Annotated in this window: 13 protein-coding genes; 3 read left to right on the top strand and 10 right to left on the bottom strand. The window is 65.5% G+C overall.

Going from position 1 to position 11573, the window contains the following annotated elements:
• Positions 1 to 87: 87 nt before the first annotated feature.
• The 8 genes from IVB50_RS05315 to IVB50_RS05280 form a co-directional block, all read right to left on the bottom strand.
• Complete coding sequence (locus IVB50_RS05315) at positions 88 to 297, bottom strand: hypothetical protein (protein WP_018454280.1); 210 nt, start codon at positions 295 to 297, stop codon at positions 88 to 90.
• 124 nt (positions 298 to 421) lie between these two features.
• Entirely contained in the window at positions 422 to 1048 is a 627-nt protein-coding gene (locus IVB50_RS05310) for an isoprenylcysteine carboxylmethyltransferase family protein (RefSeq protein WP_007600907.1), read from the bottom strand.
• Between the two features lie 30 nt (positions 1049 to 1078).
• Positions 1079 to 2110 (bottom strand): NAD-dependent epimerase/dehydratase family protein, encoded by a 1032-nt coding sequence (locus IVB50_RS05305; protein ID WP_018454281.1) that lies wholly within the window; start codon positions 2108 to 2110, stop codon positions 1079 to 1081.
• Positions 2111 to 2139: 29 nt separating this feature from the next.
• Positions 2140 to 2676, bottom strand: a complete 537-nt coding sequence (locus IVB50_RS05300) for an Mpo1-like protein (RefSeq protein ID WP_018454282.1) — start codon at positions 2674 to 2676, stop codon at positions 2140 to 2142.
• Between the two features lie 154 nt (positions 2677 to 2830).
• Positions 2831 to 3502, bottom strand: a complete 672-nt coding sequence (locus IVB50_RS05295; RefSeq protein WP_018454283.1) for an OmpA family protein — start codon at positions 3500 to 3502, stop codon at positions 2831 to 2833.
• The gene (locus IVB50_RS05290) at positions 3502 to 3918 is read right to left on the bottom strand and encodes a hypothetical protein (RefSeq protein ID WP_247295143.1); all 417 of its coding nucleotides are present in this window, start codon (positions 3916 to 3918) and stop codon (positions 3502 to 3504) included. The genes IVB50_RS05295 and IVB50_RS05290 overlap by 1 nt, the downstream gene beginning before the upstream one ends.
• An 88-nt stretch (positions 3919 to 4006) precedes the next feature.
• On the bottom strand, positions 4007 to 4297 hold the full coding sequence (locus IVB50_RS05285; RefSeq protein WP_018454285.1) for a type II toxin-antitoxin system HicB family antitoxin: 291 nt from the start codon (positions 4295 to 4297) through the stop codon (positions 4007 to 4009).
• A 7-nt stretch (positions 4298 to 4304) separates the two neighbouring features.
• The gene (locus IVB50_RS05280; protein ID WP_085385100.1) at positions 4305 to 6944 is read right to left on the bottom strand and encodes a UvrD-helicase domain-containing protein; all 2640 of its coding nucleotides are present in this window, start codon (positions 6942 to 6944) and stop codon (positions 4305 to 4307) included.
• Positions 6945 to 7178: 234 nt separating this feature from the next.
• Here IVB50_RS05280 and IVB50_RS05275 point away from each other — a divergent pair, with 234 nt between their 5' ends.
• Positions 7179 to 7352 carry a DUF1328 domain-containing protein gene (locus tag IVB50_RS05275; protein WP_007600914.1) on the top strand — a complete coding sequence of 58 codons (174 nt, stop codon included), beginning with the start codon at positions 7179 to 7181 and terminating at the stop codon, positions 7350 to 7352.
• A gap of 5 nt (positions 7353 to 7357) precedes the next feature.
• Here the strand turns inward: IVB50_RS05275 and IVB50_RS05270 are convergent, their stop codons facing one another.
• A complete protein-coding gene (locus tag IVB50_RS05270; protein WP_085385101.1) occupies positions 7358 to 7864 on the bottom strand; it encodes a thioesterase family protein in 507 nt (168 codons plus the stop codon).
• Positions 7865 to 7951: 87 nt separating this feature from the next.
• Between IVB50_RS05270 and IVB50_RS05265 the strand changes: the two genes are divergently transcribed.
• Both IVB50_RS05265 and IVB50_RS05260 read left to right on the top strand, forming a co-directional pair.
• On the top strand, positions 7952 to 9376 hold the full coding sequence (locus IVB50_RS05265) for an FAD-linked oxidase C-terminal domain-containing protein (protein ID WP_085350292.1): 1425 nt from the start codon (positions 7952 to 7954) through the stop codon (positions 9374 to 9376).
• 50 nt (positions 9377 to 9426) lie between these two features.
• Complete coding sequence (locus tag IVB50_RS05260; protein ID WP_026232706.1) at positions 9427 to 9789, top strand: hypothetical protein; 363 nt, start codon at positions 9427 to 9429, stop codon at positions 9787 to 9789.
• Positions 9790 to 9795: 6 nt separating this feature from the next.
• Here the strand turns inward: IVB50_RS05260 and IVB50_RS05255 are convergent, their stop codons facing one another.
• On the bottom strand, positions 9796 to 11463 hold the full coding sequence (locus IVB50_RS05255; RefSeq protein ID WP_018454290.1) for a SulP family inorganic anion transporter: 1668 nt from the start codon (positions 11461 to 11463) through the stop codon (positions 9796 to 9798).
• Positions 11464 to 11573 lie beyond the last annotated feature (110 nt).

Here is an 11573-nt window from a genome sequence, read left to right as displayed (position 1 = left end):
GTGCGATGGGCCGCGGGGCTCTATTCCCGTGGAATGGCAGCCGTTCGAATTTGCATGGGACGAATGCCGGCAAGCGGGGCCCGGAGATCAGTGGCCGATCTGCCGCTCTGCCCGGCGCGCCGCGCGAAAATCATCCAGATGATGGATGTTCGGCGCGAGCGCGGCCTCCCTGGACAGGAGATGATAGACACGCGCCACGGTGCGCTGCTTCTGCTTCGGCCGCCCCGGCGGCAGCGCCCGCGCCTTGCGGACGGCGGCGATCGCGTGCTCGCGAAAATAATCGTAGGCGTCGGACATGGCTCGATGCTCTGCGGTCAGTGGCAGGTATCGAGAGGCTAACGGGCTGGAGGGAAGGCAGTTCCTCTCGCTGTCGTCCGGCGAAGGCCGGGACGACAGCGAATGTGGGGCGCGTCCGCCGCTCTCAGCGCGGCGACAGGAACGGGATGATCATCGGCACGCGGCGGCAATAGGCGCCGTAGGCGTCTTCGCCGAGCTCCTTGGACAGGAACACTTCTTCCATCCGGCCCTTCTGCCACATGCCGAGCGAGATCAGGATCGCGCCGAGCATCGCGGTCACCGTGCCGACCGCGATGCCCGTCACCAGCATGCCGAGGATCAGGCCGGTGTAGATCGGATGGCGTACGATGCCGTACGGGCCGGTGTCGATGACGCGGTGGTCTTGCTTGTGGGTGATGGTGTTGGACCAGAATTGTCCGAGATGCAGCCGTCCCCACCAGGTGAAGGAGATCCCGGCCAGCACGATCAGCGCCACCACGTAGACAGCTGTATTGCTGAACACCCAGAGCGGCTTCTCGCCGAGCACTTCCGCGGTCCATGGCGTGAACAGGATGCCGCCGACCAGGATCGGGATGCGATAGCGGCCGGACTCCAGCGTCATTACCTGCTTCTGGGTGCGGCCCTGCCAGAACGAGGCGCCGACCCAGCTTGCGAGCCAGGCGAGCCAGATCAGGGCGAGCAGTTGCGTCGGCCAAGTCGTGGTCCAACCACCCCAGGCGACAGAGAGAAGCTTGCTGAAATCGAAGGACATGCGGAAAGGTTCTTTGGGTTGGGCGGCAGCTCAGCTGGCGCGCGAGGAGAGCGCGTGATGCTCGATGGCGCCGGAGGCAAGCGCGCCGCCGCGGGCGAGAAGATGGGTGATGGTTTCGCGCAGGACCGGCTCGATCGGGCGCGGCGCGTAGCCGAGTTCGGTGCGCGCCTTGCTGATCGAGAGGTCGCTCGCGGCGAGCGCAATGCGCACGCCCTCGGCGGTGCCGTTGGGCGGCCTGCGCGTGATGCGGTCAGAGAGATATTCAAGCATGATGCCGGACAGCTCGGCCATCTTGCCGGGAACGACGACCGGGAATTGCCGGCGGCCGCTCATCGCGGACATCATCCGCAGAATCTGGCCGAGCCTGACGCAGTCGCCGCCGAGGATGTAGCGCTGGCCGTTACGCCCGCGTTCCATGGTCAGCACGAGGCCCATGGCAACGTCGCGAACGTCGACGAGATTGACCGGGAAGTCGAGATGCGGCTGCACTTTCTTCTGCAGGAAGTACCACAGCATCGCAGTCGGCGGCGTCAGATTGTGGTCGGCAGCACCGATCGGCATGGTCGGGGTGCCGATCACCAGCGGAAAACCTTCAGCTGCGGCCTTCGCGGCGCAATGCTCGGCCAGCGATTTCGACCGCGTGTAGGCGCCCGGCATCGCATCGGCCGGCTGCAGCGCCTCTTCGGCGGGAACACCGTTGAGGTCGGAATAGGGGAATAGGATCGATTCCGTCGAGCAGTGCAGAAAGCGCGAGACCCCGCGCTTCATCGCGGCCGCGAGCACGATCTCGGTGCCGCGGCAATTGACGTCGTGAAAGGCCTGCTTGTCGGCGACCCACATGCCGGGCAGGCCCGCGAGGTGATAGACCTGATCGACCCCAGCAATCGCGGCATCGACCGCGGCACCGTCGAGCACCGAGCCTTGGGCATATTCAACGTCGGCATACGGCGCGGCAGGCGCACGGACGTCGAGAACACGCACCCGCTGCCCACGGGCGCGGAGCGCTTCTACAAGATGATGTCCGATGAAGCCGCTGCCACCGGTAACCAGTACGAGAGCCATGCAGTAGGTTTGCTGTTTCGCGTCTAGAACTATCGGGTTGAAAGGGAATTGGTCGGAGCAGGCGCCAGAATCGCGGCAAGGTCGCGACGGAAGCCCAATGCAATGAATAATTTTGCCATGACAAACATCGGTCCAAGCAGAAAATGCGTGGGGTGGTCGACCATCGACGGCTGCCGCTCCTCGAAAACCTTGTGACCGACGATTTGCGACGCGACGCCGAGCCCGATCAGCACCACAAAAATCGACCACATCATGACGATCGAGACCTGATTGCCAATCGCGGTTGCGACCGAAAGCAGCACGATCATCGAGGCGAGGATGCCGAGCCCGATCCCGGCGTCCAGCATCAGCCAGTAGGCCAGCACCGGCAGGGCAAGAACCATGGCCAGGCTGACCTCGATCCCGAACACCGGGAAATGGACCAGCGTCAGCGGCAGCACGGCGCCGGTGAAGAGCAGGAGGATGCCGACCACGTGCATCGCGCAGTTCCAGGGATCGCGATGATATTCGACGTAGTCGGCCAGCTGACGTTGAAAATAACTGGCCATCTCGGTCTCGTGCAGCATGGGGTCGGGCAGGGCGAAAAAAGCCTATAGCACCTGATAGGGCGGTGCACAAACCGGCGTAATTGTCGCGCGAAACCGCGCTGTTGCGCTGTGAGACAGGTCACAAAAGAAACGTGACTTCAAAGGGTTGCGTCAGACGCCGTGGCGCGTCCGCTCAGCGCTTCTTGGCGGGCTTTTTCGCTGCAGGCGCAGGTGTCGCAGCCGGATGCGCAGGCGCTTCCTCCGGTACCTTGGCGTAGGTCAGGATTTGCAACTGGGCGTTGGCGGCTGAGGTCGGCCTGGCCCGGTCGAGAAACTGCTCCTCGCCGAGGCCGATCGGATGCAGCCGCTTGGTCGAGATCTTGAACGTGTTCACCAGCACGTCGCGTATCGCGTCCGCCCGGCGCTGGCTCAGGATCGCGTTGGCCTCGCGCGTCTTCGCGTTGGATTCGACATGGCCGACGATCAGGAACGTGTAGGGCAGCAGCGAGGCATGGACCAGCGCATCGGCGAGGCGGCCGACGGTCTGGTAGGACGCCGGCTGGATGATCGGCGTGTCGGCGTCGAACTGGATCTGCGCAGTGAAGGTCGGCAGATTGACCAGATCAGGCGCGATCAGCGGCCGGTTCACCGGACCGGGATCGTTCTTGATCCTGGCCTTGGCCCGCTCCATCACCTGCAGCTTCAGCGCGGGGAGATCGATCTCGGCGGCTTGTTCGAAATGGTTGAGCTTGCCGACGATGTCGTCGCGGGTTGGCGGCGCCGTCTGCGCTTCCGCTGTGCCCGCGAGCAAAGCGAGGCCGAGCGCGATGCATATTCCGGCGGTGGAAAGCCTCGTCGCTGGCATCACCGATACCCCGCGTCGTCAACGGCCTTCAGGCAATTGTTGCTGATGCCCTTGGGCGTCGAGACCAGGCAGGGGACCGCCTTGCTGGTCTCCTTGGTCGAGCCGCCGCAGACCTTGACGATCTCGCGCTGGCAGACGTTCGCCACGGTGACACGGGCTGCGACGCGCCTCTGGATGGCGTCGAAGGCACCGAGATAATCGCTCTGGCACTGCTGCGAGAGCACGTCGCGGTTGCGCGAGAGGCACTCCTTCAGGCGGGTCGAATCCGGGTTGACGCCGCGGCAATTGGCGACGATTTCCGCGCCGCAACTTTTCGCCAGCAGCCCGATCGCATCGCCAAAGCTCATGGTCTCCGCCGCCGCAAGCGACGGCATACCCAATGCCAGCAAGATCAGTGTGATGGAGCCCCGGACCATGGCCGCATCTGATACGGGGAAGTTCACGGTGGTCAAGGGCTGTTCGGACCTGAACTGTCGAGAGTCCGACCAGTGCGGCGAACAGTCCTCACTCCGTGGCCTCAGTGAGGGGTGGCCATTCGATCAGGGCGACCGTGTGCTTCCCGAGCTCGTCGGCGACATCAGGGTCGGCCTTGAGCTCGTCCAATGTCCGCGGCGGGGGAAGCTGGCGGCCGTCCGCGGTCAGTTCCTGTGCATAGAACGCGAGTGCCTCGGGCGCATTCTCCAGGGCCTCATCGACGTCGTCGCCGCCGGAAATGCAGCCGGGCAGGTCCGGAAACCACACGCCGACGGCTTCGTCCGGGCCGGCGTCCTCGATGATGGCGATGTAGTGCGGCATGCAGGCCTCACGCCCGCTGCACAAAACTGTCCACGACCTTCTTCTCCCCCGCCTTGTCGAAGGCGATGGTGAGCTTGTTGCCGTCGATCTTGGTGACGCGGCCATAGCCGAATTTCTGGTGGAAGACGCGGTCGGAGAGGGAGAATTCCGAGGTCGTGCCGGTGGATTTGGCCACCAGCTCGCCCTCGATCGTCAGCGGCCCGCGGCGGCGCGAGGAGAAGCTGCCGAAATCGGGCGAGGACGACTGGGACGAAAACGACGAGGCCTGTTCCTCGAAACTGCCGCGGCCGCCATTGCCGCCGCCACCGCCGCCGCGATTGCGATTGGCCTGGGCGCGCTGCCAGCCCGGGGTCGAATAGGTGGAGCCGAACGCTTCCATGTCGTCGAAGCGGGAGGCGCCGTAGCCGCCGGTGCCGCCCCAGGCCGAGCCGCCCTTGGATTCCGTGATCTCGACATTGGCCGCGGGCAGTTCGTCGAGAAAGCGCGAGGGGATCGTGGTCGACCAGGTGCCGTGGATCCGGCGGTTGGTGGCAAAATAGATTTTGGCGCGGCGGCGGGCCCGGGTCAGGCCGACATGACCGAGCCGGCGCTCTTCCTCGAGGCCGGCGCGGCCCTGTTCGTCCAACGTGCGCTGGCTCGGAAACAGGCCTTCCTCCCAGCCGGGCAGGAACACGTTGTCGAATTCCAGCCCCTTGGCCGAATGCAGCGTCATCAGCGACACCGCGTCCTCGTCGGCGCCGCTGTCGCGGTCCATCACCAGTGAGATGTGCTCCAAAAACCCTTGCAGGTTCTCGAACTCCTCCATCGAGCGCACCAGCTCCTTGAGGTTTTCGAGCCGACCCGCGGCGTCCGCCGAACGGTCCTTCTGCCACATCTCGGTGTAGCCGCTCTCGTCGAGCACGATCTCGGCGAGCTCGGTGTGCGAGGTGACCTCGCGCTGGGCGCGCCAGCGGTCGAACTGGGCGACGACGTCGCGCAAGGAGCCGCGCGCCTTCGGCTTCAGCTCATCGGTCTCGACCACCGCGCGCGCCGCCTCGAACAGCGGGATGCGGCGCTTGCGGGCGTGATCGTGCAGCATCTGCACGGTGGCATCGCCCAGGCCGCGCTTGGGCGTGTTGACGATGCGCTCGAAGGCGAGATCGTCGGCCGGTGAATTGATGACGCGGAGATAAGCCAGCGCATCGCGGATCTCGGCGCGCTCGTAGAAGCGCGGGCCGCCGATGACGCGATAGGGCAGGCCGAGCGTGACGAAGCGGTCCTCGAACTCGCGCATCTGGTAGGAGGCGCGCACCAGAATCGCGATCTCGTTGAGCTTGTCGCCCTGGCGCTGGATCTGCTCGATCTCCTCGCCGATGCCGCGGGCTTCCTCTTCCGAATCCCAAGAGCCTGTTACCGTGACCTTCTCGCCGTCCTGGTCCTCGGTGCGCAGCGTCTTGCCGAGCCGGCCCTCGTTGTGGGCGATCAGGTGCGAGGCGGCGGCGAGGATGTGGCCCGTCGAGCGGTAGTTGCGCTCGAGGCGGATGACCTTGGCGCCGGGGAAATCATGGTCGAAGCGCAGGATGTTGTCGACCTCCGCGCCGCGCCAGCCATAGATCGACTGGTCGTCGTCGCCGACGCAGCAGATGTTTTTGACGTGGCGCGTCTGCTCCTTCTCCCCGCTTGCGGGGTCGCGACGAGCTTCGCTCACGCTGAGAAGGTCAGGATGAGGGGCTGCCTCCACGAGCTCAGCTTGCTGAGAGTCCCCCTCACCCGGATCGCTCGGGCGCGCAATTGCGCTGCCGGGCGATCCGACCTCTCCCCGCACGCGGGGAGAGGCAAAAGAAGTCGGCGCTTGGGACAGCAGCCGCAGCCACAGATATTGAGCGACGTTGGTGTCTTGATACTCATCGACCAGGATGAATTTGAAGCGCTGCTGGTACTGCCGCAGGATATCCGGGTGCTCGCGGAAGATGCGGATGTCCTCGAGCAGCAGATCGCCGAAATCGGCGGCGTTCAGGATCTTCAGCCGCTCCTGGTAGCTCGCATAGAGCTTGCCGCCCTTGCCGTTGGCGAACACGGCGGCTTCGCCCGACGGCACCTGCGACGGCGTCAGGCCGCGGTTCTTCCAGCCGTCGATCAGCCCGGCCAGCATGCGCGCCGGCCAGCGCTTGTCGTCGATATTGTCGGCTTGCAGAAGCTGCTTGAGCAGTCGGACCTGATCGTCGACGTCGAGCACGGTGAAGTTCGACTTGAGCTGCGCCAGCTCGGCGTGGGTGCGCAGGATGCGCCCGCCGATGGAGTGGAAGGTGCCGAGCCACGGCATGCCTTCGACGGCATGGCCGAGCATCTGACCGAGCCGATGTTTCATTTCGCGCGCGGCCTTGTTGGTGAAGGTCACCGACAGGATTTCGGATGGGCGGGCGCGGCCCTGGCTCAGGATGTGGGCGATGCGCGTGGTCAGCACGCGGGTCTTGCCGGTGCCGGCGCCGGCCAGCACCAGAACCGGCCCGTCCAGCGTCTCCACAGCCTCGCGCTGCTCCGGATTGAGCCCGGACAGGTATTGCGGGCCTACCGAGGCGCGCGCACGCGCGGCGATGCCGCCGGCTGCGGGCTGGTGGTCGGGGACGCTCTGGGACGTGATCTTGCTCGGCTCGGTCATGCGAATCATTTGCCGGCACCGCGGGGTGGTGAAAGGGGAGCCTTCTTAACAGGGATTGGTCCCTATATGGGGCCGCGGACAGGGGTTTTCCACGTGCGCCGAAAGCCAATTTGTTCCTGTCGGTCAGGCGAATTTCCGGCTTCAGCGGCCCGGAACCATTGTTCCGAGTTGGCGATTGGTTCTGCAAGTGAGGCGCGTCAGCCGCGCCGATCGCAGACAGACATCGAAACAGAGGTTCGGATCATGCTTAGCTGGGTAGTTACGTTTCTGGTTATCGCCCTGATCGCCGGTATCCTGGGCTTTGGCGGCCTCGCCGGCGCGTCGATCGAAATCGCCAAGATCATCTTCTTCATCGCAGTCGTGTTGTTCCTGGTCTCGGCCGTTGTCGGACTGGCACGGGGTCGTAACAGGGTTTAGCGCGCTTACCGCTTCGAGGGCATCGCCACGTTCCGGCCGATGCCCTCGGGCCGCGGGACGGCGCTGTGGGCCTTGACCACCGCTGCGATGCGCTCACGGATGTCTGGGGGAAAAGCCGCCACCTTTCGTGAGCCCATGTCGATGTGAAGCGACATGTTTTCCGATGTGGCGGACAGCCATCCTTCGGTCGCGTGCCGCAGCTCCTGGAAGGTGTGCAGCCGCTTGTCGTCGGCTTCCAGCAGCCAGACCGAGACCTGCACGAGATCGTCGAGGTGGATTTCGCGCAAATACCGCACGTGGCATTCGGCGGTGAAGGTCGAGCCGCCGCGCTCCTTCATGTAGCCCGGTCCGATCCCGAGCGTCAGCCACATCTGGTCGATCGCGCGGTCGAACATCACGTTGTAATAGGCCATGTTGAGGTGGCCGTTGTAGTCGATCCATTGCGGCTCGATCTGCATGATTGACGAGCGGAACGGCACGCCCTCGATCGTTGTGGCAGCAGTCTCCGGCATGTGTCCTTCCCCAGCTATGCGTCCGGTCGCTTGACTTGACCGGTGAGATGTCCTTTGCCACGGTTCGTCTCGTCGGGAGGAACGTCCGTGGGTACGACCATCACCAATAATCCGCCGCGGCCGGCGCCGAAAGCCCTCGCGAGCGCGCTGGAGCAACTTGCCGCGCGGTTCGGCAACCGCCTCATCACCTCGCAAGCCGTCCGCGAGCAGCACGGCCATACCACCACATGGATCGTGAACCAGCCGCCGGACGGCGTGGTGATGGCGCAGGAGACTGCCGACATCCAGGACGTGGTGCGGATCTGCGCGAAAAACGGCGTGCCTGTCATCGCCTTCGGCACCGGCACCTCGCTCGAGGGCCAGGTCAACGCACCCGCCGGCGGAATTTGCATCGACCTGCGCGACATGAACAAGGTGCTCGCGGTGCATGCCGAGGACCTCGACTGCGTGATCCAGCCCGGGGTGACCCGCAAGGCGCTCAACGAGCATCTGCGCGACCAGGGCCTGTTCTTCCCGATCGACCCCGGCGCGGACGCTTCCCTCGGTGGCATGGCCTCGACCCGCGCTTCCGGCACCAATGCGGTGCGCTACGGCACCATGCGCGACAGTGTGCTGGCGCTGAAAGTGGTCCGCGGCGACGGCGAGATCATCACGACCGGCACGCGTGCGAAGAAATCATCCGCCGGCTACGACCTGACGCATCTGTTCGTCGGCGCCGAGGGCACGCTCGGCATCATCTCGGAGCTGACCATCCGCCTGCGCGGCATCCCCGATACGATCGCGGCCGGAGCGGTGTCGTTCGAGACCGTGCACGGGGCGTGTCAGGCCGTGATCCTGGCGATCCAGACCGGCATTCCCGTGGCGCGCATCGAGCTGCTCAACGCCGCGCAGGTGCGGGCCTGCAACGCCTATTCGAAGTTGACCCTGCCCGAAACGCCGCTGCTGCTGATGGAATTCCACGGCAGCGAGATCGAGGTCGCCGAACAGTCCAAGGCCTTCGGCGAGATCGCCAGGGATTGCGGCGGCGGCGACTTCTCCTGGACCACCAAGCCGGAGGATCGCACAAAGCTGTGGCAGGCGCGGCACGACGCCTATTGGTCGGTGAAAGCGCTGCGGCCCGGCGACAGCATCGGGGTGGTCGCGACCGACGTCTGCGTGCCGATCTCGCGGCTTGCCGAATGCGTCGGCGAGACCGAGGAAGATCTCAAGCGCCTCAACCTGTTGTCGCCGATCGTCGGCCATGTCGGCGACGGCAATTTCCACTGCTCGCTGGTCTGCGACACCAACGATGCCGACGAGATGGCGCGCGGCGAGGAGTTCATGCATCGGCTGGTCGAGCGCGCGCAGGCGATGGACGGCACCTGCACCGGCGAGCACGGCATCGGTCAGGGCAAGCAGAAATACCTCAAGGCGGAGCTCGGCCCCGAGGCGATCGACGCGATGCGGGCGCTGAAAAAGGCGCTCGATCCGCAGAACATCTTCAATCCCGGGAAGATCGTACCGGAGGCGTAGCGCGCGGCGTGGCCGCCGTTTATGCTCGCTCCCTCACCACGGAGCAGGCAATGCAGTGGTTCGCGCGCAAGACGCGTCAGGACGTCTGGGACGAAGCGATCGAACGGCCGCTCGGCGACATCGAGGCCGCCGAGCGCATCCGTGCGATCTGTGACGCCGCTGCGGCGAGCGCGGCAGGTAGCGCGCGCAGCGACAAGCGCGACAGCGAGCGCTACGAGCGCGCGGCGAAAGTCGCGATGGAAATCGCGATGAAGATCTCGGATGGACTGATGCGCGACGACGCAGTCCGTCGCATCGTCGATCTCTGCATGAAGGCGAACGACCTCAAGACGGCGCAAATCCTGTTTCGCGCGATCCATGCCAGCTGGATCCGCGAAACGATCCAGCGCGATCACCCGCCATTGGCGCAGTGAGCCCAGTTATCGCGCCAACTTCCGCACGGCCTCGTCGACGCTGTGGAAGACACGCTCTCTCGGCAGGGCGTCGAACAATCTAAACCGCTCGAACGCGTCCTGCGCGCGCACTGATTCCAGCCGGGCCAGCGCGACGGTGACGCCCTGTTCGCTGCACGCCCTGAACACGTCCAGCAGGATCTGCGCGGCGGTGAAGTCGATCTCGACCATGCCGCTCGCCTCCAGCACCAGCAGCTGTGGCGGCATCGTGCCGAGCACCTTGATCACGTCGCTGCGAAAGCCGGGCGCGTTGAGGAAGGACAGCGGCGCCTGCAGCCCGAGCACGGCGACGCCGGCGATGCGCTCGCCGGCGATGTGCGGATGTGCCGGCCACCAGATCGTGGTGCCCGGCACGCGCTCGAACTCGACCAGCCGCGCGCGCGTCGTGCTCCAGATGCCGTGCAGCAGCGACAGCACGATGCCGAGGAACGCGCCTTGCTGGATCGGCAGCACGATGATCAGCGCGGCGGTGGCGGCGATCAGCAGGAATTCGCTGGGGGATTGGCGATAGATCGTGACGATCTGCTTCACGCGGATGATGCGCAGCGCGACGAACAGCAGGATGCCGCCGAGGGCTGCGTCTGGAACGTGCTGCAGCAATCCCGTTCCAAACGCGAGCAGCGCCAGCACGATCGCAGCGGCGGCGAGACCCGCGAGCTGCGATTGTCCGCCGGTCTCGGCGACAATGCCCGTCCGCGGCGGGCTGGCGTTGACCGGAAACGCGCCGAACAGGCCCGACAGTACGCAGCCTACGCCCGCGCCGAGAAAATCGCGATCGACATCGGCCGGCTTGTCGGGATCGGACGGGAATGAGCGCGTCGTCGCCGCGGTCTGCACCATCACCACGACCGTGATGACAAAGGCGAGCGGCACGAGGCGGACCCATTGCTCCGGTGCAAGCTCGGGGAAGGTCGGCCGCGGCAGCGTCCCCGGCACGAGGCCTACGACATTGACGCCCTTGCTCTCGAGGCCGAGCGCGATCGTGGCCAGGGTCGCGGCGACGAGCCCGATCAGCGCGCCCGGAATTTTTGCGCTGATCTTCTCGGCGACGAAGACCACGGCCAGCACACCGAAGCCGATGCATAGCGTGAAGGGATTGGTGCGGCCGAGCTCGCTTGCGAGCACACCGATGCGATCGAGCGTCGGCCCGTTCGGCGAGTCCAGGCCCAGCACGCCCGGTAATTGCGACACGATGATGTGGACGGAGATGCCGGCGAGGAAACCGACCATGACGGGCACGGACAAGAGATTGGCGATGCCGCCGAGGCGGAAGGCGCCGCCGGCCAGCATCATTGCGCCGACCATCAGTGCCAGCGCGATCGCGAGGCCCTGATACTCAGGCGAGCCGGCGGCGGCCAGCGCCGCCAGCCCGCCGGCGAAGATCGGCGTGATCGTGGAATCGGCGCCGCAGGACAGGAAGCGGTTTCCGCCGAGCATCGCAAAGCCGAGCGATCCCGCCATGAAGGCGAAGAAGCCGATCTGCGGCGCGAAGCCGCCGAGCCGCGCCGTGGCCATCTGCTCTGGGATCGCGATTGCCGCGAGCGTCAGGCCGGCCATCAAATCGCCCGGCAGCGAATAGGACGCGAGTGAGCGAAACAGCGGCCATGATGTTGCGGTGTGAGCGTCCTGCGCCATCAGCAGCGAATCCCCGAAGTGTTCCGTTGGTCGACCAGACCACAGCTGCCGGTCGTCGGCAAACATGGGGTTGCCGGCCTCGCCTGTATATCGTGCGACACCGCAGGGCT

Origin of the sequence: Bradyrhizobium sp. 87 (assembly GCF_023073015.1) — a bacterium.
Taxonomy (GTDB): domain Bacteria; phylum Pseudomonadota; class Alphaproteobacteria; order Rhizobiales; family Xanthobacteraceae; genus Bradyrhizobium; species Bradyrhizobium canariense_D.
Note: the sequence above shows the minus strand (reverse complement) of the source record. Positions and strands in the feature narration are given on the sequence as shown.